22 protein-coding genes and 1 tRNA gene are annotated in these 20,427 nt (G+C 63.2%); 8 read left to right on the top strand and 15 right to left on the bottom strand.

Annotated elements, in window-relative coordinates; all coding sequences use genetic code 11:
* The 3 genes from EN738_RS01455 to EN738_RS01445 form a co-directional block, all read left to right on the top strand.
* Window positions 1-226 (top strand): HU family DNA-binding protein (locus EN738_RS01455; RefSeq protein ID WP_127282156.1); only part of this gene is annotated, 226 nt, incomplete at its 5' end.
* Between the two features lie 129 nt (window positions 227-355).
* Window positions 356-898 (top strand): MerR family transcriptional regulator, encoded by a 543-nt coding sequence (locus EN738_RS01450; protein WP_126054931.1) that lies wholly within the window; start codon window positions 356-358, stop codon window positions 896-898.
* Window positions 899-984: 86 nt separating this feature from the next.
* Window positions 985-1,281 (top strand): hypothetical protein, encoded by a 297-nt coding sequence (locus tag EN738_RS01445; RefSeq protein WP_127282155.1) that lies wholly within the window; start codon window positions 985-987, stop codon window positions 1,279-1,281.
* 72 nt (window positions 1,282-1,353) lie between these two features.
* On the opposite strand, the gene EN738_RS01440 is transcribed toward EN738_RS01445, so the two are convergent.
* The 3 genes from EN738_RS01440 to EN738_RS01430 all read right to left on the bottom strand — a co-directional run bounded on the left by EN738_RS01440 (window position 1,354) and on the right by EN738_RS01430 (window position 3,164).
* Window positions 1,354-1,629: a hypothetical protein gene (locus EN738_RS01440; RefSeq protein ID WP_127282154.1), complete on the bottom strand. Its 276-nt coding sequence runs from the start codon at window positions 1,627-1,629 to the stop codon at window positions 1,354-1,356.
* Window positions 1,630-1,738: 109 nt separating this feature from the next.
* Window positions 1,739-2,779 (bottom strand): ATP-grasp fold amidoligase family protein, encoded by a 1,041-nt coding sequence (locus tag EN738_RS01435; RefSeq protein WP_189605694.1) that lies wholly within the window; start codon window positions 2,777-2,779, stop codon window positions 1,739-1,741.
* Window positions 2,780-2,960: 181 nt separating this feature from the next.
* Complete coding sequence (locus EN738_RS01430; RefSeq protein WP_127282152.1) at window positions 2,961-3,164, bottom strand: hypothetical protein; 204 nt, start codon at window positions 3,162-3,164, stop codon at window positions 2,961-2,963.
* 368 nt (window positions 3,165-3,532) lie between these two features.
* On the opposite strand from EN738_RS01430, the gene EN738_RS01425 reads away from it, so the two are divergent.
* Complete coding sequence (locus tag EN738_RS01425; protein WP_127282151.1) at window positions 3,533-3,796, top strand: helix-turn-helix transcriptional regulator; 264 nt, start codon at window positions 3,533-3,535, stop codon at window positions 3,794-3,796.
* Between the two features lie 210 nt (window positions 3,797-4,006).
* Window positions 4,007-4,408, top strand: a complete 402-nt coding sequence (locus EN738_RS01420; protein ID WP_127282150.1) for a hypothetical protein — start codon at window positions 4,007-4,009, stop codon at window positions 4,406-4,408.
* A 90-nt stretch (window positions 4,409-4,498) separates the two neighbouring features.
* On the opposite strand, the gene EN738_RS01415 is transcribed toward EN738_RS01420, so the two are convergent.
* Window positions 4,499-4,575: transfer RNA gene (locus EN738_RS01415), tRNA-Pro, on the bottom strand.
* Window positions 4,576-4,794: 219 nt separating this feature from the next.
* Between EN738_RS01415 and EN738_RS01410 the strand changes: the two genes are divergently transcribed.
* Window positions 4,795-8,124, top strand: coding sequence for an AAA family ATPase (locus EN738_RS01410; protein WP_127282149.1), 3,330 nt, complete (start codon window positions 4,795-4,797; stop codon window positions 8,122-8,124).
* Window positions 8,125-8,231: 107 nt separating this feature from the next.
* On the opposite strand, the gene EN738_RS01405 is transcribed toward EN738_RS01410, so the two are convergent.
* From EN738_RS01405 to EN738_RS01390, 4 genes are all read right to left on the bottom strand, one after another.
* Window positions 8,232-9,431 carry an O-antigen ligase family protein gene (locus EN738_RS01405; protein ID WP_127282159.1) on the bottom strand — a complete coding sequence of 400 codons (1,200 nt, stop codon included), beginning with the start codon at window positions 9,429-9,431 and terminating at the stop codon, window positions 8,232-8,234.
* Between the two features lie 89 nt (window positions 9,432-9,520).
* Window positions 9,521-11,056: an undecaprenyl-phosphate glucose phosphotransferase gene (locus EN738_RS01400; RefSeq protein WP_127282148.1), complete on the bottom strand. Its 1,536-nt coding sequence runs from the start codon at window positions 11,054-11,056 to the stop codon at window positions 9,521-9,523.
* Between the two features lie 151 nt (window positions 11,057-11,207).
* Window positions 11,208-12,338, bottom strand: a complete 1,131-nt coding sequence (locus tag EN738_RS01395; protein WP_127282147.1) for a glycosyltransferase family 4 protein — start codon at window positions 12,336-12,338, stop codon at window positions 11,208-11,210.
* Window positions 12,339-12,346: 8 nt separating this feature from the next.
* Window positions 12,347-12,910: a polysaccharide biosynthesis/export family protein gene (locus EN738_RS01390; protein ID WP_127282146.1), complete on the bottom strand. Its 564-nt coding sequence runs from the start codon at window positions 12,908-12,910 to the stop codon at window positions 12,347-12,349.
* Window positions 12,911-13,172: 262 nt separating this feature from the next.
* On the opposite strand from EN738_RS01390, the gene EN738_RS01385 reads away from it, so the two are divergent.
* Window positions 13,173-15,347 carry an exopolysaccharide transport family protein gene (locus EN738_RS01385; RefSeq protein ID WP_127282145.1) on the top strand — a complete coding sequence of 725 codons (2,175 nt, stop codon included), beginning with the start codon at window positions 13,173-13,175 and terminating at the stop codon, window positions 15,345-15,347.
* A 63-nt stretch (window positions 15,348-15,410) separates the two neighbouring features.
* Here the strand turns inward: EN738_RS01385 and EN738_RS01380 are convergent, their stop codons facing one another.
* Window positions 15,411-16,637: a GNAT family N-acetyltransferase gene (locus EN738_RS01380; protein WP_127282144.1), complete on the bottom strand. Its 1,227-nt coding sequence runs from the start codon at window positions 16,635-16,637 to the stop codon at window positions 15,411-15,413.
* A 91-nt stretch (window positions 16,638-16,728) separates the two neighbouring features.
* On the opposite strand from EN738_RS01380, the gene EN738_RS01375 reads away from it, so the two are divergent.
* Window positions 16,729-17,787: a polysaccharide deacetylase family protein gene (locus EN738_RS01375; RefSeq protein ID WP_127282143.1), complete on the top strand. Its 1,059-nt coding sequence runs from the start codon at window positions 16,729-16,731 to the stop codon at window positions 17,785-17,787.
* Window positions 17,788-17,928: 141 nt separating this feature from the next.
* Here the strand turns inward: EN738_RS01375 and EN738_RS01370 are convergent, their stop codons facing one another.
* The 6 genes from EN738_RS01370 to EN738_RS01345 all read right to left on the bottom strand — a co-directional run bounded on the left by EN738_RS01370 (window position 17,929) and on the right by EN738_RS01345 (window position 20,291).
* Entirely contained in the window at window positions 17,929-18,327 is a 399-nt protein-coding gene (locus tag EN738_RS01370) for a DUF1801 domain-containing protein (protein ID WP_127282142.1), read from the bottom strand.
* Window positions 18,328-18,380: 53 nt separating this feature from the next.
* The gene (locus EN738_RS01365) at window positions 18,381-18,827 is read right to left on the bottom strand and encodes a DUF1801 domain-containing protein (protein WP_127282141.1); all 447 of its coding nucleotides are present in this window, start codon (window positions 18,825-18,827) and stop codon (window positions 18,381-18,383) included.
* 6 nt (window positions 18,828-18,833) lie between these two features.
* Window positions 18,834-19,055: a hypothetical protein gene (locus EN738_RS01360; RefSeq protein WP_127282140.1), complete on the bottom strand. Its 222-nt coding sequence runs from the start codon at window positions 19,053-19,055 to the stop codon at window positions 18,834-18,836.
* 37 nt (window positions 19,056-19,092) lie between these two features.
* Window positions 19,093-19,485, bottom strand: coding sequence for a VOC family protein (locus EN738_RS01355; protein WP_127282139.1), 393 nt, complete (start codon window positions 19,483-19,485; stop codon window positions 19,093-19,095).
* 75 nt (window positions 19,486-19,560) lie between these two features.
* Complete coding sequence (locus EN738_RS01350) at window positions 19,561-19,971, bottom strand: SRPBCC domain-containing protein (protein WP_127282138.1); 411 nt, start codon at window positions 19,969-19,971, stop codon at window positions 19,561-19,563.
* Window positions 19,968-20,291 (bottom strand): metalloregulator ArsR/SmtB family transcription factor, encoded by a 324-nt coding sequence (locus EN738_RS01345; RefSeq protein ID WP_127282158.1) that lies wholly within the window; start codon window positions 20,289-20,291, stop codon window positions 19,968-19,970. Before EN738_RS01345 ends, EN738_RS01350 begins: the two co-directional genes overlap by 4 nt.
* Between the last annotated feature and the right edge of the window lie 136 nt (window positions 20,292-20,427).

The following is a 20,427-nucleotide window of genomic DNA, read 5'->3' as shown; positions in this document are numbered from 1 at the left end:
GCTGGATGAGATCTGCGAGGCCATCGTGCGCGGCGAGACGGTCAAGCTCTCATCCTTCGCGACTTTCCATGTCCGCTCCAAGAACGAGCGCATCGGCCGCAATCCCAAGACCGGCGAGGAAGTGCCGATCCTGCCGCGCCGGGTGATGACCTTCAAGTCGTCGAACGTGTTGAAGAGCCGCATCTTGCGCTCGCACCAGAACAGCAAGGCCAAGGGCGGCAAGTAGCCGCCGCAAATGCCCGGTTGATAATGTCCGCGTTTTGACGTCGGGCTTGAATATTGTTCCATAAACCGCTGAAATAAGGCTCGATTCGGCAGCAATTGGCCCGATCGCCGTCCAGCGGAGGATTCACCCATGGACAAGAGCCCCGATGCTTTCCGCACCATCAGCGAGGTCGCGGAGGATCTCGATCTGCCGCAGCACGTGCTGCGCTTCTGGGAAACCCGTTTCAACCAGATCAAGCCGATGAAGCGCGGTGGCGGCCGCCGCTATTACCGGCCGCAGGACGTCGAACTGATCAAGGGCATTCGCCATATGCTCTACGACCAGGGCTACACCATCAAGGGCGTGCAAAAGTTGTTGCGCGAGAACGGCAACCATTTCCTGGTTGCCATCGGCAATGGCGACATGGCGGCCGTCGAGGCGATCGCGCAGCGCCGGCAGGCAGAACAGGTGCCGCTGACGCCGGCTGCCCAGCCGCGCGGCGCCGACGACGAGATGCTGGTCGGCCAGCCCAGGGTGAAACCCAGCCGACGCTTCTTCGGCCTCGGCAAGAGCGACGATGAGGGACCGGTCCAGCCGGACTCCTCGAAACTGTCGCGCGACAACCGCGCCCTGCTGCAGGAAGCGTTGTTCGATCTGCTGGAGTGCAAGCGCCTGCTCGACCAGGTGCGTTAGGCGCCGCTCGCTGACAGTCGGCTGACCGGAACTGCTTGTGCGCCCATGCGTTACGCCTCCTTCTGCACATGGAAGGAAAACGCATCATGGCAACGCTTTCGACCGTCTCCGATCTCGAAAAGCAGGTCGCAACCCTCTCCAGGGAACTGGCTGCTATGAGGAAGGCCATCTCGAAGCAAGGTGGCGCCTACTATGAGGACGGTCGCGACGCCGCTTCGGATTACTATTCCCAGCTGGCCGGGCGCCTCGCCGATGCGCTGCCGGCGATCGGCGGCAGGGGCAAAGCGATCGAAAGGACGGCACGGGAGCATCCGGCGACAGCTGCCGCCGTCGGGCTGCTCGTGCTTGGACTGGTTGCCAGCCTGTTCCTCGCGCGGCGTTAGCGCGCCCCCGAAAGGTGAAAGAAAATGGCGGCCGTCGCGCGGACGGCCGCCATTTCCTTGATCGCAGGTCGATCAGTTGGCGAGCTTGAGCCGCTTCGTCGGGTCGACCTTCATGACCTGGCTGCACTTGCCGTAGACGGTGCCGTTCTTGTCGGTGGCGTCGGTATAGGTGCCCTTGCAGTCGATCTCGAGCACCAGACAGGAGCCCGCGCCCTTGCACACCGCGCCGCCGTCGCCGGTGGGGTGCGTGCCGGCGAAGGCCGAGCTCGGGACGGAAACCGAACCGAGGGCCGAGACAGCGATGGCCGCGGCGAGCGAGATGCGCTTGAAGTTGGTGAAGTTGGTCATTTGAGCATTTCCTTCTCTTTGATCGAGGATCGCCGTTGCGGCGTCCTTCTGGTTGGGGAGCGCCTTCGTGGCGTCCATGCAGGCTTGGTGCGGCCCGGAGGGGAAAGGTTCACGCGTCGGTTCGAAATTTTTGCCGAGGCGGAGGCCAGGAGCGCGAGCTTGGTGCCGCTTGGTCAGGCCTGGCGAGGGCTCGTCGCCGGCCGACAATTGCGTGCGTCGGCCCGAGACCGGGCCTTGAGCGCGCGGGCATAGAGACCTGCAATGCCGCGATGCCGTCTGCGCAGATAGTCCGATCGGTCGAGCCGCCAGTTTCGCTCGATCGTCCCCATGATTTCCGGATTGGTCCACGTGCCGTAGCCGGCGGCGGAGTAGACGGTGGGCTCACCGGCATAGAGACACTGGCCGGTGACAAGGAAGTCGATCCTGATGGGTCGAGATCGCCGGCGATGCGCGGCGCGATCGCCGCCGCCCGGCGCACATAGTCGACAAGACGGTCGCTGACCGGCAGCGCCTGGTCCTCGCGCGGATAGTCGGGGTCGCGCCCGGGCAGCGGCTTGCCATCGCAGTCGAACAGGTGCGAGAGGCGGGCCCGCTTGTCTTCCACCCAGACATGGCAGACGGTGCCGGCGCAGACATGGACTTTGATGTCGGTGGCGATCGCTCCGCCGCTTAGCTCGAGCCGCTCCTCGATAAAGACCGTCGGCACGATCGGCCAATACGCCCATTCGCCGTTTCGGCGCCCATAGCGTTTCTTGAGCCAGCGCCTTGCCGTGGCGATGACGGCGGCACGGTTCGGCCGGCCGCCGGAAACGAAGACGTTCATCGCGCAGCCATGGTTTGCCTTGACCACCGCATTGCCTGTCAACAGCCCGGGTGGGATGTCGGCGGGGTCGCGCCCGGACCAGAGCGTTTTGGCTTGAGCCAATTCAGGGCAGATGCCGCGGACATAATCCTTCGCCGCGAGCTTATCCGTCAGCGTCACGAACAGCGGATTGCGATCGACGGTTTTCCGCCAGAGCATCAGCTCGTGATAGGTGCCGGGCGCGGCGGGATTGGGCAGATAGCCGAGCTTCGTGGCGAAGCGGACGATCAGGGCAGGATGGCGAAGCGTGAGCAGCAGCCGCGCGACAGCCAGGACCAGGCGGTGCATTACCGGCAACCTGGCATTGGCCAACATCAGGCACCCCTTGGGATGCAACCAGGTCTGAGCGCAGCGGCGCGAACTGCCTGTGCCGCGAACGCTGATGGCACGATGCCATCAGAGCAGGGCAGGAAGGCCGGTTACGGGCAACAACCAAAAACCGGCCTTCCTGTCGGATAAGCCGGTTTGCTTAGGCCTTCTTCGCCACCAGCTTCTTGTGGTGGTGATGATGGTGATGATGATGGTGATGCTTGCGATGGTGCTTGCGGTGATGATGGTGACGGTGATGCTTGTGATGCATCGGAGCAGCATCGGCGCTGGTCGCGCCGAGGATCGGCATCGAGACAGCCAGGGCCACAGCCAGCCCGAGAGCGGAGAGGAGGGACTTCTTCATGACATCGTTTCCTTTTGCGCGGGCCGTTTCTGGAGACATCGGACCATATCGATGGCTCGAGCGCCGCGATTGGGGACTATCCTCCTGGATTCTTTCGGCAATTTTTCCCGACTGTAGAATTTTGTTTCTGGATTGTGTCTGAGGTCTTCCCCGCCCCGGTTCGGCCGGGCGCTGCTCCGGTGTGCCGAGGTGAAAAGGCGGCGGCGCCCATTTGGCTGGTTCGATTCCGCGAGATCATTCCGGCGCAGTTTCACGATGGCGTGACGCCAGTTTTGGCGCTTGGCAAATCGCCCGCGAGCGGTCATTGTCTCGCTCGTCTCAGGCAACCCCATGATTTGATCAGACGGTTTCAACCCAAGGAGTTGCCAATGCCCGCCACTGCCAGACGCGAAGTTCTGTCCGATTTGATTGCAACACCCGGCTACAGCGCCCTCAAGGCCGCCCGTGAAACCAGGGGATACAGCCTCGAAGAGCTGTCCCTGACATGCGGCCTGTCCACCCACGAGATTGCCGATATTGAAAGCGGCAGGGATGCCGACCCCTCGAAGCTCCGGCGAATCGCCGTCGCGCTGCAGATGCCGGAAGGCGCTTTCATCGACATGCCAGCGTCTGAAAATCGGCCCATGCAATAGTCGAGCTGGGTTGACCCAACGAGCCCGCCACGGTTTGCCCTGGCGGGCTTTTTAGTAGGGTTCACCCATATCCTTACGCGGCGCGGCCTCGATTCGCTGGTGACTGAGGCGGCAAAGAATTCGGTGCATAACTCAGCCAGGCCCTATTATTAGTCCTTGCTGATGGATCTGTCCCGGCGCTAGCGTGCTGCGGGGCTTTCAGAAGGCGATATGCTAGAGCGGATCGTAACTGCCACCACAACCAGTTCGCGCCAATTCAACTTTCTTGTTCCTGACGACGTCATCGACGCCGTCCGGCGATGCATCGACTGCGCTGCTCCTGGACGCATCATTTCGACCTATTCGGTGGTTCAGTCGGTGCGGGACAAGGTCCCGGATTGCGAGCTATCCGATGAGCAGATTGAGCGCTACGCCGTTCTGTGCGCCGTGGACCAGGCGCTGGCGGTGCATTTCGACAGGCGAGGAAGCGCGCGGGATACTTGTTCGCCGCTGAGCAGGACTCACTGGCGACTCGTGCCGAAGTGGAAGATCAAGGCGCGGCCGCGCCTGGCGCATGTCTTGTTCCACCGGCTTCCGCCCAGGCCCGACCAACGTCGGTCGGCAGCGCCCTGATCGCGACCGGGCGATTCCAGCGGCTTTTGCTCTGAATAGCGAAAAGGCGCCACAGGGCGCCTTCGACAAACCAGGGCTTTCAAGGAAAAATGGTCGGAGTGGCCGGATTCGAACCGACGACCCCTTGACCCCCAGTCAAGTGCGCTACCGGGCTGCGCTACACTCCGGACCGCGCAAAGCCCTATATTCTCAAGGGGTCTGGCGCAAGTGCCTTGTCCGAACAAAATCGAGGGAACTAGAACAAACAAGGTCCCGGTGTGCCTGTCGTGACCAAAAAGCACACCGAAAAGCACACCGGATGTTCTCGGTGTGTTCTCATGCATCTCTTCATTCCCCGGCATCTGAGTTAACATTGCTGAGGGACCCCATTCGTTGGGAGAGCTGGTGTGGACGTTGCCGTCTGGTTGCGAGGCCTCGGGCTCCAGCAATACGAGCAGGCATTTCGCGATAACGCCATCGACGCGGAAGTTCTGCCGGAGCTGACCGATGCCGACCTCGAGAAGCTCGGTATGCTCCTTGGTCATCGCAAGCGATTTCGTAAGGCGGTAGTGGGGCTGGGGATGGCATCAAGCCATCCCGACCCGAGCACCGATGACATCGTGGCTCAAAACCGCCAGGACCTAGGCGCGGAGCGTCGACAGCTGACCGTCATGTTCGTGGATCTCGTTGGATCGACGGCGCTCGCGTCGCGTCTGGATCCGGAGGACCTGCGCGAGATCATCGGAGCGTATCACCGCTGTGTCGCCAATACGGTCGCTCACTTTGGCGGCTTTGTCGCCAAGTATATGGGCGACGGGGTGTTGGTTTATTTCGGCTACCCGCAAGCGCACGAGAACGACGCGGAACAGTCTGTGCGCGCTGGTCTTGCTCTCGTCGATGCTGTTAGGCGACTCCAAGAGCCCGAGCCATTGCGGGTTCGTATCGGCGTCGGCACGGGGCAGGTCGTCGTTGGCGATCTGATCTCCGCCGGCGAAGGGCAGGAGCGCGGCGTGGTGGGCGAGACGCCGAACCTCGCTGCCCGCCTGCAGGCTCTCGCCGAACCCGACACGGTCGTGATCGGGCCGCAATCGCGACAGCTGGTTGGCGATCTTTTCGAATATCACGATCTTGGCTCCGTCGAGGTGAAAGGCTTTCCGGAGCCGATCCACGCCTATCAAGTGACTCGTGAGAGCGCTGTCGAAAGCCGCTTCGAGGCGCTGCACGGGGCAACCCCCACGCCGCTGGTCGGACGTCAGGAGGAGGTCGACCTGCTGGAGCGTCACTGGCATCGCGCCAAAAGTGGCGAAGGTCGCGTGGTACTGCTCTCAGGTGAGCCGGGCATAGGAAAATCGCGCCTCACTGTCACCTTGCAGGAGCGGATCCAGAATGAGCCGCACACCTACTTGCGCTATTTCTGCTCAGCGCACCACCAAGACAGCGCGCTCCATCCGATCATTGCGCAGCTCGGACGCGCAGCTGGGTTCGAGCGCGACGACATGTCGGGGAAGCTGGATAAGCTTGCGGCCCTGCTTGCCCCGGCCTCGTCGGAGGACGTGGCGCTGCTGGCCGAGCTGCTGTCGTTGCCGACCGAAGGTCGCTTTCCGCCTGTCCAGCTGACACCCCAACGTAAGAAGGAAAAGACCTTCGAGGCGCTGCTTCGGCACCTCCAAGGCTTGGCGCGACAAGGTCCGCTGCTGATGCTCTTCGAGGATGTCCACTGGATCGACCCCAGCTCGCGCGAGCTGCTCGACTTGGTCATCGAGCGAGTGCCGCGCTTGCCAGTGCTGCTTCTCCTCACCTTTCGCCCCGAGTTTCAACCACCGTGGACCGGGCAGGCGCACGTCACGGTTCTTGTCCTCAATCGACTCGACCGTCGTGAAGGTGCTGCGCTGGTCCAGCGGGTCGTAGGCACCGGAGAGCTGCCCAGCGACCTTGTCGCAGAGATCATCGAGCGCACGGATGGGGTGCCGCTGTTCGTCGAGGAGCTGACCAAGGCAGTATTGGAGGGCGGGAACGCCAGGACAGTGCTCTCAAGAGCTGGTGCGACGGTGTTGAACGTTCCCGCCACGCTGCATGCCTCGTTGATGGCGCGGCTCGATCGCCTCGGCTCAGCCGTTAAGGAGGTCGCACAAATTGGCGCGGTTCTCGGTCGGGAGTTCTCCTACGAATTGCTGGCAGCGGTAGCACAGCGAAATGCCGCTGAGCTAAATGGCGCACTGGATCAACTCGTCGGCGCCGGTCTGGTGTTCTGCCGCGGGACTCGTCCACTGGCCACTTACCTCTTCAAGCATGCGCTCGTTCAGGACGCAGCGTATGGCACGCTGCTGCGCGCCAAGCGCCAGGAGCTACATAAGCGGGTCGCAGATATGTTAGAGGAACAGTGGATCGAAATCACCGAAGCGCAACCCGAGCTCCTTGCGCACCACCTTCAGGAAGCGGGGGATTGGGCGAGCTCGGTCGATCACTGGCAAAAGGCGGGAGAGGCCGCTCTGGCCAGAGCGGCAACCCGGGAAGCCGTGTCGCACTTTGCCAGTGCTATTGATTGCAGCAGGAGACTTGGCGACGTCTCCGGCGGCGCCGAACGGGTGACGCGTCTCCATCTTGCGATGGCCAATGCCTTGATGCAGGCAGAAGGGTATCGTTCTGAGCGCCTTGGGAAGACGCTTGAAGACGCACGTCTTGCAGCCGCGAAGACTGCATCGGTCGAATTGCAATGTGACGTTGCGCTTTCACTCGCTCCATTTTTTTATGCCACTGGGCGCAATCACGATTACCTGACCCTGGCCGAAGAGCAGCTCGCAAACTGTGCCGATCTCCTTCCAACGGCCCATCTGAGTGGTCTTTGGGCAACAAAGGGGATCGCTCATTCCAACCGAGGAGAAGAGCCGCTGGCAGCAGAGGCCTTGCGCAAGGCCTTAGATCTGATTGATCGCGTTGACCCAAGTCATCGTATTTCGTTCGCCGGTGCGGATCAACGTGTCTCTGCCCAAGCATATTTCAGCGAATCGCTGATCATATTGGGTTTCTTTGATGCTGCAGTCGAAGAGAAAGAGCGCCTGATGCGCTATTTTGACCAGCTCGACAAGCCTTTCGACCTCGCGTGGCATCTTCTCGTGCAGTGCCAATTGTGCGCGCTACTTGGTCAATACGAGGAACTCCTTGAGAACGCTACGAAGATCGTCGAGATTTGCGAACTGCATGGCTACACGGCGCGTCGAGGCAGCGGCATTAGGTGGCGTGGTCATGCCCGCTCGCATTTAGGCGAACTGGATGCCGGCATCGATGACGTCCGGGAGAGTTTGGTTCTTTGGCGTGGGCACGGCGTCGTATTTCATACCCCTGAGAAAGCATGCGAACTTTGTGGTCTTCTCCTGAGGGCCAGTCGCATCGAAGACGCATCGCAAATGCTTGATGATGTCGATACACTCGTTTTCGACACGGACGAGACAAGCTACCTGGCAGAATGCCTCCGGCTTCGTGGCCAAATCGCCGCGAGCAAAGGTGACCTAGCTGGTGCCGCGCGCCTATTCGAAACAGCGATTGCTACTTCAAAGCGGCAGAAAGCGCGACTTTTTGAACTCCGCGCCATAACGCAACTTGCACCAATTCTCGCGCTACAAGGTCGTGTCCATGAGGCAGAAGTGCGGCTTCGATCTAAAATTGACGCGCTTGAATCCAGATATCCGGTCGTCGACCTCATCGAAGCGAAAAGGGCGCTGGACACGCTACGTCAATGAGCTCTCGTTCAGCCTTGGTTGAAAACTGCTTGGCCCATTGCGCGCACACGTCCGTCCGGGCTGGAGTGTGACGGATGGGTGAGATGACGTTCGCGCTTGTCTCCGGCCTAAGTCTTCTGATGCCGGTATTCGAGCGCGATCGCGCCCCAGATCAGGCCGAGCAGCAGGTAGACATGGCGCCAGTGATCGATGTCGATGAAGGTGCCGAGCCCGATATTGCCGATGAAGGCGACATAGGCGCACAAGAGATAGGGCTGCCAGGGCCGGTCGCGCAGAAGGATGCGGAAGCCGGCCACGATCGTCCACACTGTCAGCGTCAGGAAACAGATGAAGCCAAGCCAGCCGTAGTCCATCAGCATCTTCAGCCAGATGTCGTGCGTGTCCTCGCCAAAGATGGTGCCGAACACCAGCGGGCCGATGCCGAACGGATGCTCCATCGCCATCTGGAAGCCGATCGTGTAGCGGGCGAACCGGCCAAGGCGGGCGGTGTCGTAGCTTTGCTCGAGATGGGCGCGGCTGGAGAACATCTCGGCCACGCCCGGCAGTTGCAGGATGACGACCATGGCGATGACAAGCAGCGCCATGGCGGCGACCGTCATGATGACCACGCGCAGCCGGAACTTGCCGCTGTTGCTCTGCAGGAAGAGTGCGCCGGTCAGCAGCACGGCCGAAACCGCGAACATGCCCCAGGCGCCGCGCGAGAAGGAAAAGAAGATGCCGGCGGTGATGACCAGGAGCGGCGCGGCGACCAGCGGCATGCGCGCGACGGGGCCGGTCAGGAGCAGATAAAGCAGGTAGACGCCGGGCAGCACCAGGAACGGCCCGAACACGTTCGGGTCCTGGAAGGCGCCGGCGGCGCGGTCGTATTTGGTGAAGACCTCCGCTCCCGGGAAGGCGTGGAAATAGCCGGCAATGCCGAGCAGCGCGGTCAGCACCGCCGACACCACATAGGCGGTGAAGATCAGCCGGTAGAGACGAGGCTGCACCGACGTGACCGCGGCAAAGAAGATCGCGGTGAAGGCGAGGAACATCGACACGGCAAGATAGAGCGGCGTGTTGGCGAGGTTCGCCATCTGCGTCATCGAGATCATGCCGCCGATGTTCATCACTATCAGCAGCACCAGAAGCGGCACCGCCGCCCGCGAGATCCGCAGGCCGAACAGCGCCCACACCGCGATCAGGCAGACCATGAAGAGGTCGTAAGGCGCCGGTTCGTCGATGACGAAGCCGGAAAGCAGGACGCCGAAGAACACCGCGGCCGATGCAATCAGCGCCGCCAGCTTGGCGTTGACCGCCTGGGGCGGCAACTGGTTGACCGCCTGGGGCGGCAACTTGTTGACCGCCTGGGGCGGCAACTTGTTGACCGCGGCCGCCGGCAGCTCATGGGCCACCGCGCTCAATAGGCGTTTTCCGTGTTGAGCAGCCGCACCGGGGTCAGGAACAGGATCCTGAGATCGAACAGCAGCGACCAGTTCTCGATGTAATAGAGGTCGTATTCGGTGCGCATGCGGATCTTCTCATTGGTGTCCATCTCGCCGCGCCAGCCATTGATCTGCGCCCAGCCGGTGACGCCGGGCTTGACCTTGTGGCGGGCGAAATAGCCGTCGACCACCTCGTTGTAGAGAAGGTTGTGCGACTGGGCGGCGATCGCATGCGGACGCGGACCGATCAGCGACAGCGAGCCGAACAGCGAATTGAAGAACTGCGGCAGCTCGTCGATCGAGGTCTTGCGGATGAAGCGGCCGACGCGGGTGACGCGCGGATCGTTCTTGGTCACCGTCTGCTTGGCGGTCGGGTCCGAGCGGTCGGTGTACATCGAACGGAACTTGTAGACCTCGATGACCTCGTTGTTGAAGCCGTGCCGCTTCTGCTTGAACAGCACCGGCCCCTTGCTGTCGAGCTTGATGGCGATCGCCGTCGCCAGCATGACCGGCGAGAAGACGATGATGCCGATGATCGAGAACAGGATGTCGAAGGCGCGCTTCGCGACCGAATCCCAGTCGTTGATCGGCTTGTCGAATATGTCGAGCATCGGCACCGAGCCGATGTAGGAATAGGCGCGCGGGCGGAATTGCAGCGCGTTCGAATGCGCCGACAGCCGGATGTCGACTGGCAGCACCCACAGCTTCTTCAGCAGCTGCAGCACGCGCGATTCGGCGGTCAGCGGCAGCGACACGATCAGCATGTCGATGCGGGCAATGCGCGCGAAGTCGATCAGCTCGGAAATGTTGCCGAGCTTGGGATAGCCGGCGACGATCGGCGGCGAGCGCTTGTCGCCGCGATCGTCGAAGATGCCGCAGATGCGGATGTCGTTGTAGGGCTGCCTCTCGACCGAGCGGATCAGCATCTCGGCCGACTTACCGCCACCGACGATGACGGCGCGCCGCTCCATGCGTCCGTCGCGGGCCCAGCGCCGGATCAGGTTGGACATCACCAGCCTGAGGCCGAAGATAAGCACGAAGCCGACGACAAACCAGGTGCCGAACAGGAGGCGCGAGTAATCCTCCGAAATCTTCATGATGAAGGCCGTCAGCGCCATCAGCGCGTAAGTGCCGGCCCAGACCAGGAGCACGCGGCCAAAATTGGCGATCGGCCGCATCAGGGCCGAGACCTGGTAGCTGTCGGTGACGTCGAGCAGCACCACCGCCAGGAACGAGGCCGCGGCGATCGTCAGCGGGTACTGCCAGGCGAGATATTTGAAGAAGCCGACATAGTAGACATAGACGCAGAGACCCGACAGGAACAGCAGCGCGAACTCGACCATGCGCAGCACGCCGCTGACCATGATCGGCGACATCGTATCGCGCCGGTATTGCGAGGCGACCTGGCGCGCCACATCGTTGAGGCTGCTCGATGCTTCGCTCGGGGCAGGGCCGTCGAATTTGCGTACCGCGTCCATGGAAAAGCGGTGTGCGGGGTCGATCTCGTTCATTGGATTGTCCGCGGGCTTCGCTCAGCTGAATAGCAAAAGAGAGCTAAGAAACCCTTGAGACAACCGATGGCTTTGAAGCGGTTGCCACCCAGCGTTGAGGAAAAGGGCGCTGATCGGCGTGAAAAATACTTGAGATCAAGCCGACCACGCTCTAGCGCCGAAGCGCGGCAAAATAGGCCTTCTCGATCTCCGCCGCCATGACGTCGGCGCCGAAGCGTGCCTTGAGGTCGGGCGCCCCGGGCATCAGGCGCTGGTAGGCGCCGAGATCGGCTAGCGCGTCGCTCAGCCTGTCGCCGAGCTGGTTCGGGTCGGGCCGGATCAAGGCGCGGGAGGTTTCGCCGAAAATTTCCGGAATGCCGCCGACAGCGGTGGCAATCATCGGCTTGCCGGCGGCCAGCGTCTCCAGCACGATATAGGGCATGGCCTCGGCGCGGGATGGCACGACGATCAGCTCCGCCAGCGTGAAGGCGTCCCTGGCCGGCATCGGCGGCAGGAAGCGGACATGGCCGTCGAGGCCGAGCCGTTTCACCTGTTCGTGGTATCGCGGCAGGTCGTCGCCATCGCCGACCATCACGGCGCTCAAGCGTCGGCCAAGCCTGTTGCCGGCCAGCGCCAGCGCATCGATGAAAATGTCGGGACCCTTGAGGTCGCGCATCATGCCGATATAGAGCAGGTCGGCCGCGTCGGGCACGCTCCCCACCGGTTCGAACTCGACCGCGCGCAGGCCATTGTAGACCAGCGTGTTGGGGATGGGTGGTTCGCCCACCTTCCTGCGCCAGGTGCGGCGCTCGTAGTCGGAGACGAACAGCAGGCAGTCGGTGAAGCGCGCCATGAAGCGCTCCAGCGCGAAGAACAGCTTTCCGGTGGCCGTGGTTTCGTCATAGTGGAGGGAGCCGCCATGCGGCGAATAAAGGCGGGCTACGCGAGACCTGGATACCCGCAACAATGAGCCGAACAGCCGGGCATAGGCGCCACCCTTGGCGCCGTGCCCGTGCAGCACGTCCGGCCGCAATTCCTTGATGATTCGGTAGGTGCGCCAGGCCGAGGCGAGGTCGCCCGGCCCGACATGGCGCTGCATCGGCGTGCGATGGATGCCGAGCGCCAGGCTGTCCGTCATGCCCTCGAACAGCCGTTCCTCGAATTCGCCACCGGTGGTCGAGTCGCAGACAATGCCGACTGAGTGACCCGAAGCGATCTGCGCCTCGGTCAGGTCGCGCACGTGCCGGAATATCCCGCCGACGGGTGAGCGAAAGCAATGGACGATCCGCAATTGGTTCGCCACGTTGGTTGTCAAAACAGCCGTTCGCGGACGTAGACGGTATCGCCGGGCAGCAGCGGATCGGATGTGACCACCCGTCCGGTCATTACCTTGCCGTTGATGTCGCGGGTGATGTCGACGCTTTCCTGGTTGGCGCGCGGCGAGAAGCCGCCGGCGATCGCGATCGCCTTTTGCACCGTCAGGCCCGGCACATAGGAATACTGGCCGGCAGCACCCACTTCACCCATGACGAAGATCGGCCGGTAGCGGTCGATCTCGACCGAGACATCGGGATCGCGCAGATAGCCTTGCCGCAATTTGTCGGCGATTTCCTTCTCGAGCTGCTGGGCGGTGTGGCCGCGCGCCGGCACGGCGCCGACCAGCGGCAAGGACATGTAGCCGGACTGGTCGACACTGTAGGTGTTGGTCAGGCCGTCCTGCTCGAAGACCGTGACGCGGACGCGGTCGCCGGCGCCGAGTCGGTAGGGCTGGTCGAGCACCTCATGAAAGGCCGCCGGCGTCGGCCGGTAGCTTGAGCAGCCGGCGAGCATCGACACGGCAAGCAGAGCACGAAAGAGGGAGGCAGTGCTTTTCATGGCCGGTCACGAACCTTCATCGCTGGCCGCCATATGTTGCGGCAAACCCCAGGGAACGGAATCCGTTATCGTCCTGTTAGGGTTAATGGCCGGTAAAGGTTTGCCGTCCGCGGCGGCGGCGGTCGTCAAAAAGCGTAGCTATTCTACTGTCTTTGCTGAATGTTCTTCAGTCGTCTCTAATAGGGGTTCGTACTGATCTTAACGGCTGAGTTACCATAGTTGTTTACGGTCCATCCTAGACTCAAAGTTCGGAGCAGGATGCATGTCCGTTCAGTCCGCGGCCGCAGACGTCGATGTCGATCTCAGGCAGCTCTTCGCCAGTCTGGCGAGGAACTGGCTGCGCATCCTGGTCGTTGCGCTCGCCGTCACCGGTCTGGCCTTCGCTTTCGCCTGGCTCGCCACGCCGCACTATAAGGCTGAGACGAAGCTGCTGATCGAAACCCGCGAATCGGTCTTCACCCGGCCTGACGGCACCAGCAACGACAGCGAGAAGCCGATTCTCGATGAGCAGGGCGTGGCCAGCCAGGTCGAGGTCATCGCCTCGACAGACATCCTCAAGCAGGTGGCCGCCAAGCTCAACCTGTCGCGGCTGCCCGAGTTCGACGAGGCGGCCAAGATGTCGGCGCTCAGCCGGCTGTTGGTCATCGTCGGGCTGAAAAGCGACCCCAACGAAATCCCGCCGGAAGAGCGCGTGCTGAAGAAGATGCGCGAGAAGCTCAACGTGTACAGCGTTGAAAAATCTCGCGTTATCGTCATCGAGTTTTCTTCTGAGGATCCTCGGCTCGCCGCCGACATTCCGAACGCCATCGCCGACACCTACATTTCCGTCCAGGGCAACGCCAAGCTGGAATCGAACGCCGCCGCCACCGACTGGCTGGCGCCTGAGATCGCCGACCTGTCGAAGCGGGTCAAGGATGCCGAGGCCAAGGTCGCCGACTTCCGCGCCCAATCGGATCTGCTGATGGGCGGCAACAATGCGGTGCTGGCCACCCAGCAGCTTTCCGAACTGTCCACCGAACTGTCGCGGGTGCGCGCCAATCGCGCCGCCGCCGAGGCGACCGCCGACAGCGTGCGCAAGGCGCTGCAAAGCGGCGGTTCGCTGGACGCGGTGCCGGAAGTGCTGAACTCCGACCTGATCCAGCGCCTGCGCGAGCGGCAGGTCGAGCTTCGGGCCAACATCGCCGACCTCTCCACCACCTTGCTCGACAATCATCCCCGCATCCGCGCCCTGAAATCGCAGCTTGCCGATCTCGACGGCCAGATTCGCAACGAGGCGCAAAAGATCATGAAGGGCCTGGCGACTCAGGCGCAGACGGCCCAGGCGCGCGAGAACCAGCTCCTCGGCGACGTCAACACGCTGAAGGCCGCATCGGCGCGCGCCGGCGAGCAGCAGGTCGAGCTCGACGCGCTGCAGCGCGACGCCAACGCCCAGCGCCAGCTGCTCGAATCCTACATGACCCGCTATCGCGAGGCGTCCTCGCGCAGCGACCGTAACTATCTGCCGGTCGATGCGCGCATCTTCTCGCGCGCCGTGACGCCGTCGGAGCCGTATTTCCCGAAGATCGTGCCGATCGTCGGCGCCGCCTTCGTCGCCTCGCTGCTTCTGATGGCGATCGCGACGCTTCTTGGGGAATTGTTCTCGGGCCGCGCCATGCGCCCGGCCGCCGGCGCCCGCTTCGGGCGAATCGAGCAGGTCGAGATGCCGGTTGCCCGCGTCGAGCCGGCACTTGTCGATGCCGGGCTGGCCAGGGATCGCCTGGCTGATCGAGAGGTTCAGCCGGAGGCCGCCACCGCAGCGGACGCACTGGACGAAAGCGCCGCGCCGAAACCCTCGGCGCTGGGCGAGATCGACATCGAGAAGGCGGCGGAGAAGCTGATCGCCTCGGGTGCCGCGCGGGCCATATTCGTGTCGCCGGAAGGCGACGAGGCCGCCGCTTCGGCCGTGCTGGTGGCGCGCGAGGTCTCGGACGCCGGCCTGCGCGTGCTGCTGCTCGACCTCACCGCTTCGGGCGCCGCCTCGCGACCAATGCTGGACAGCGCGCTTTTCCCGGGGATCACCGATCTGCTTGCCTCCGAGGCGCAGTTCAGCGACGTCATCCACGCCGATCTCTACTCGGACTGCCACGTGGTCCCGGTCGGCACCGCCGATCCTGCCCGCGCCATGCGCGCCGCCGACCGGCTGCCGATCATCATGCAGTCGCTGACCACCGCCTACGACCTTGTCGTGGTCGAATGCGGCCCGGCCGACGCGCAAGGCATCAGCCGGCTGGCGGGCGAGGCGACAGAGGTCTTCCTCTCGATGCTGGAGGCGGACGACGAGGTGACACAGGCCGCGGTCAAGCTGATCGAGAACGGCTATCCCGAGCTTACCTTGGTGACGCCGCTCGGCCACGAGTCGCCGGGAACGCCGGTCCCGGGACGGCGCACGGCGGCATAAGACAGGGATCTGCTCCGGCCGCCCGCCGGCGCAGAGCTCCACGATCCCAGCGCTTCTATATGGCTAGCTGTCGTCCTCGCTCGCAGGGGCCGCCTGTCCGGCGGCCTTGCGGCGCAGCATCTTGGTCAGCTTCCAGATGAGCGGGCTGTTCTTGATGAAGGCCTTTATCCGTGCGCCCTGCCGCATCGCCAGCGCCAGCGCGCGGCCTTTCAGCGTCAACGGCGCCATCACCTCGAAATGCTGCGTCTCGACATCGCACCAGAGCCGCTTATAGGGCTCGTCGCCGACCGAGAAGTCATAGACGGCGAAGCCCGTTTCGCAGGCTTCCTGGATGTTGTCGAAGAACAGGAAGTCGCCGGGGCTGGTGAAGGCGAGATCATCCTCGGCGATCGCCCCGAACTCGCAGATCAGGCGCTTGCCCGACAGGCTCGATCCGGTGACGGCGCGCAACTTGCCGGCGACCTCAAGCCCGTGCAGCACGAAGGATGGTTTTGTTTCGGCCAGCGCTTCGCTGAACAAGGCGCGAAAGAAGGCACGAACTTCCGGCTCGCCGAAGACATTGGCGATGCCCATCTTGCGGAAGCGGACCTCCTTCATTTCGAGGAAGGCATCGAGCAGCCTGTCCACATCCTCGCGCGTGCGCGCCTCGATGCGGCGGAAGACACCGACCGCCTCGAATTTGCGCGTCTGCGAACGGTGCTTCTTGCGCTTGCGCTTGCCGCTGGCGCGCGCCAGCAAGGCGTCGAAGCCGCCGTCGAGATCGACGCCGAGCGATAGATTCGGGCTCGGAAAATGGGGCAGGGCGGCGAGCGGATTGGCGGCGCCGTCAAGGTCGGGCAGCAGCCGCTCCAGCGAGATCAGGTCGATGTCGGGCCGTGCCCTGGCGATGCCCGCCAGCATCGAACGCATCGCCGCGGCGTTGGCCATTGGCAGCCAGCCCGGTGCGACGGCGGCGAAATTGCCGTTGGCATGGCGGCCGCCCATGAAGCGGGCGACGCGGAATGGTCCACGACGAACGACTTCAAGGGCCAGCGCAAGCACCGGCTCGTCTTCCATATGGAGTGCCGCGACGACAATGTCGGGATGAACCGCTCGCGCCCAGTTGCGGATCCAGCCGTCACTTTGCGCCGGCGCAAACAGCGCAGAACCGCAGAATCCCGCATAAGTTGCAAGCGCCGCAGCGTCGCCGACGGTAACCGACAGGCCGGCCTGACCGACCGGCGAGGTGCGTGGCGACGTCTCGCTCGCGGCCAGCCGATTGCCGTCAAATGACGCGCTAGCGTCAACCATACCTCAATCCTTAAGGCGTATTGGTCCCAGTCAGGGGGTACGCGTGGGCGCGTTCCGTGCTTGGATGAGCCTAGGCGCAAAAGGTGAAGGAATGATCGACGGGGGCGAGGCAATCCGGAAACTGGCGCTGAACCTCGCCCGCTACACCGGCCTTGCGCCACTGGCGAAGCCGTTTGTCGGCGGCATCGGCGCCATTCTGATGCTGCACCGGGTCACCGCGACGCCGGAGAAGCCGAACGGCGTCAACCGTCACCTGAACATTGCGCCCGGCTTCCTCGATGCCCTCATCGCCGACATGAAGGCCGAAGGCTACGCCTTCGTCTCGCTGGACGAGGCGATCGAACGCGTCGCGTGCGGCGGCAAGGGCGGCCAGTTCGCCACCATCACCGCCGACGACGCCTACCGCGACAACATGACCGAAGCGTTGCCGGTGCTGGAAAAGCACGGCGCACCCATCACCATCTATGTCGCGCCCGGCCTGATCGACGGCGCCGCCGACCTCTGGTGGGACGTGATCGAGGATATCGTCAACGCGCGCGACCGGCTGACGCTGCCGACCCTAGACGGCGCGGTGACGATCGATTGCTCGACCCGCGGGAGGAAACTCCAGGCCAACGCTCGCCTGCATGGCTGGCTGACGGTGGAGGTGCGCGAGGAAGACCAGCGAGCGACGCTGCGCGAATTTGCGCGCGTGAACGGCATCGATCTGGCGACAAAGCGCCCGAGCACGCTGATGAGCTGGGACGAGATCCGGGCCATGTCCGGGCACGGGCTGGTGACGATCGGCGCTCACACCGTCAACCATCTCAACCTGAAACGGCTTTCGGAGGCCGACGCGCGGCATGAGATCGGCGATGTCCGGCGCATATTGCTGGAGAAGCTCGGTCAGGAGCCGCGCCATCTTGCCTATCCCTATGGCTATGTCAGCGCAGTCGGCTGCCGCGAAGTGGGCTTTGCCCGCGATGCCGGCTATATCTCGGCGGTGACGACGCGCCACGGCGTGCTGCGCGCCGAGCATGCCGGCTTCCTGCATGCCCTGCCGCGCATCTCGGTCAATGGCCGCTACCAGAGCGTCGCCCATATCCGCACCATGTTGTCGGGCGTGACGACGCCGCTCGCCAATGCCGGCAAAATGGTGGTGACGATCTAGGTCTGTCGATATTCAGGTGAGGCCAGCGCATGCCCGCGCTTTCTTGCGCACGCTCCGCTCCGGTTCTCGGAAATCACCGTTTTCGACTCGGCCTGACCTGAATCTCAACAGACCTTGGCCGCCGCCGGTCGATCCCGCGGACTATTTCCTGGCCTTGGACTTGTTCAGGCTCACAGCCGCGCGAACAAGTGCCTTCAGAGCCTCGGCGTTTATCGCATCGCCCTCGTGGAAATCGATGGCGCGCCTGGTGTTGCCGTCCAGGCTGGAGTTGAAGAGGCCGGAGGGATCCTCCAGGGCAGCCCCCTTGGCGAAGGTCAGCTTGACCACGGCCTTGTAGGTCTCGCCCGTGCAGATCATGCCGGCGTCCTCCCAAACGGGAACGCCTCTCCATTTCCACTCCTCGACGACGTCGGGATCGGCCTCCCTGATCAGGCCGCGGAGCTGGCTGAGCATCCGGCCCCTCCAGTCGCCCAACTCCTCGATCCTGGCGTCTATCAGCTGCGAAGGAGACTTGCTTTCCGGCGATGCGCTATTGTTCATGGTTGGCTGTCACTCCCTTCGTGTTGTTGTTGCGCCACGTACCCATCGTCCGGTCACATCCGTTCGCCGGGCAATCGGCTGGCCTGCTTCACCCATTCGGCGACCTGGGCTTCATCGACCTGATCGTCCTCGCGAATGTCGAGGTAGCGCGTTTCCTTGGTCCGGGACTCGCCTGGAGGCAGCGGGCTGAGCGACGTGCCGCGGAAGAAGGCGACCTTGACGTATTTCGCGAAGCAATGAACGCCGAGGAACCAACCTTGGCCCTCGACCCCGTAAAGCGGCGAGTTCCATTTGACCGCCTTCTCGACGCCGGGGACGGCGCGCGCGATGAGCGCATCGAGACGGCGGCCGACATCGCGCTGCCAGCCCGGCATGGCGGCAATATAGGCCTGCACCGGGGCGTCGCCATAGCCCTTGGCGATCTGCGGGTTGCCGCCTGAAAGCAGGACCGGCTCTGTGCCGGCCCGCTTGGCGTTCGATTGTCCGCGCGTCTTCGCCATCCGCCCCTATCCGCCCACGCGCTGCTCGCTACGCGACTTGCCGGTGTAGGGCAGCACGAACATATAGAGGCCGGAAAACAGCAGCAGGAAGAGCGGCAAGAGCGGCGAGTATACCACCCAGGCGGGCGGCTCCCCCAATGCCATGGCGACGAAGTTGGCGATGACGGTCACCGTAAAGACGATCGACAGCCAACGGTGAATTTGCCGAATCCACTGGCTAAGGTTCAATACGACCTCCTCTGAGAAATGAGCGGAAAAGCCCGCGCTACCAGCGCGCCAGCTGGGTGATCTGGACCAGGTTGCCGCAGCTGTCGTTCAGTTGCGCAATGGTCGAGCCGGTGACCGCGGTCGGCGCCATGGCGAAGGCGGCGCCTCGCGCCTTGAGGCGCTCGTGGTCGCCCTCGATGTCGTCGGTGAAGAACATGACGGCGGGCTGGCCCTGCTTGAACATGGCCTGCTGGTAGGACTTGGCCGCGGGATTGTCGTTCAGCGCCAGCTGCAGCTCGGTGCCCTCCGGCTCGTCGGACGAGGCGACGGTCAGCCAGCGAAACGGCCCGTTGCTGAAATCGGCCTTCTTGGTGAAGCCGAGAACGTCGGTGTAGAAGGCAAGGGCCTTTTCCTGGTCGTCCACATACACTTTGGTCAGCTTGATCTTCATTCTGTTTCCTCCATTGGCATCGTGCGCGGCATAGCGCGTGGTGAACGTGGGCTTGACTTGAACTGCCGGCAGACTTCAGTCCATCCGCGCCAGCACCTGCTCCAGCGCTGCAAGGTACCTCGGCCAGCCGACGGTTGCGCCCCGGTAGTAGGGTTGCTGATCCGGCCGGAAGCCCGTCTGCTCCATGCGTAAATGGGTTCCCGTGCTCGTAGGGGTGAGCGTCCAGGTGACCACGCTCTCGAGATCCTTGGTATCCCAGCTGTAGGACAGCGTCTTGTTGGGCTCGACTGTCTGGACCTGGCAGTCGACGCCGCCCCAGTCCGCGCTGACACTGAAACGATGGTCCACGACCGGCTTGAAGTTGTTCTTCATCAGCCACTCCTCGATCAGATGCGGTTGCGTCAGCGCGCGCCAGATCTTTTCCGGCGGATAAGGTATCTCCCGCTCGACGACGACGGAGCGGGTTTCGGTCGCAATATTGGTCATTGGTCCATTCTTTTGAGCAGATTCTCGAGGTCGTCGAACCGGCTCTCCCAGAAGCCGGCCATCTGGCGTGTCCAATCCATCAGGGGAGCAAGCGCGCCGAGCTGCGCGCTATAGTGGGTCTGCCGTCCTTCATGGCGGTCGCGCACCAGCCCTGCCTGCCTCAGGACGCCGAGATGCTTCGACACGGCGGGCTGCGAAACCCCGGACTGGGCAGTAAGGGCGCCCACGGTCTGCTCTCCTTGCTGGCACAGTCGTTCGAAGATGGCGCGCCGGGTCGGATCGGCAAGTGTCCTGAACAGTGCGTCGTGGGCATTCGTCATGGGATCGATAACCCGGTGGCTATTGATTGACGTATAACCATTGAGATATGTGTACGTCAAGCGGGAAGGTGGAGCGGCGCGATGATCCTGGTCCTGGGAGTCGCAAGGAATGCTGGACTTCATGCGCCGGTGCCAC

The organism is Mesorhizobium sp. M4B.F.Ca.ET.017.02.2.1 (assembly GCF_003998955.1).
Taxonomy (GTDB): Bacteria; Pseudomonadota; Alphaproteobacteria; order Rhizobiales; family Rhizobiaceae; genus Mesorhizobium; species Mesorhizobium abyssinicae.
This window is presented reverse-complemented; position numbering and strand designations above follow the sequence as displayed.

Excerpts from the sequence above, each read along its gene's own strand:
- EN738_RS01450 (WP_126054931.1), top strand. The coding sequence starts at position 356 with ATGGACAAGAGCCCCGATGCTTTCCGCACCATCAGCGAGGTCGCGGAG.
- EN738_RS01445 (WP_127282155.1), top strand. The coding sequence starts at position 985 with ATGGCAACGCTTTCGACCGTCTCCGATCTCGAAAAGCAGGTCGCAACC.
- EN738_RS01440 (WP_127282154.1), bottom strand. The coding sequence starts at position 1,629 with ATGACCAACTTCACCAACTTCAAGCGCATCTCGCTCGCCGCGGCCATC.
- EN738_RS01435 (WP_189605694.1), bottom strand. The coding sequence starts at position 2,779 with ATGCACCGCCTGGTCCTGGCTGTCGCGCGGCTGCTGCTCACGCTTCGC.
- EN738_RS01430 (WP_127282152.1), bottom strand. The coding sequence starts at position 3,164 with ATGAAGAAGTCCCTCCTCTCCGCTCTCGGGCTGGCTGTGGCCCTGGCT.
- EN738_RS01425 (WP_127282151.1), top strand. The coding sequence starts at position 3,533 with ATGCCCGCCACTGCCAGACGCGAAGTTCTGTCCGATTTGATTGCAACA.
- EN738_RS01420 (WP_127282150.1), top strand. The coding sequence starts at position 4,007 with ATGCTAGAGCGGATCGTAACTGCCACCACAACCAGTTCGCGCCAATTC.
- EN738_RS01400 (WP_127282148.1), bottom strand. The coding sequence starts at position 11,056 with ATGAACGAGATCGACCCCGCACACCGCTTTTCCATGGACGCGGTACGC.
- EN738_RS01390 (WP_127282146.1), bottom strand. The coding sequence starts at position 12,910 with ATGAAAAGCACTGCCTCCCTCTTTCGTGCTCTGCTTGCCGTGTCGATG.
- EN738_RS01385 (WP_127282145.1), top strand. The coding sequence starts at position 13,173 with ATGTCCGTTCAGTCCGCGGCCGCAGACGTCGATGTCGATCTCAGGCAG.
- EN738_RS01380 (WP_127282144.1), bottom strand. The coding sequence starts at position 16,637 with ATGGTTGACGCTAGCGCGTCATTTGACGGCAATCGGCTGGCCGCGAGC.
- EN738_RS01375 (WP_127282143.1), top strand. The coding sequence starts at position 16,729 with ATGATCGACGGGGGCGAGGCAATCCGGAAACTGGCGCTGAACCTCGCC.
- EN738_RS01370 (WP_127282142.1), bottom strand. The coding sequence starts at position 18,327 with ATGAACAATAGCGCATCGCCGGAAAGCAAGTCTCCTTCGCAGCTGATA.
- EN738_RS01365 (WP_127282141.1), bottom strand. The coding sequence starts at position 18,827 with ATGGCGAAGACGCGCGGACAATCGAACGCCAAGCGGGCCGGCACAGAG.
- EN738_RS01355 (WP_127282139.1), bottom strand. The coding sequence starts at position 19,485 with ATGAAGATCAAGCTGACCAAAGTGTATGTGGACGACCAGGAAAAGGCC.
- EN738_RS01350 (WP_127282138.1), bottom strand. The coding sequence starts at position 19,971 with ATGACCAATATTGCGACCGAAACCCGCTCCGTCGTCGTCGAGCGGGAG.
- EN738_RS01345 (WP_127282158.1), bottom strand. The coding sequence starts at position 20,291 with ATGACGAATGCCCACGACGCACTGTTCAGGACACTTGCCGATCCGACC.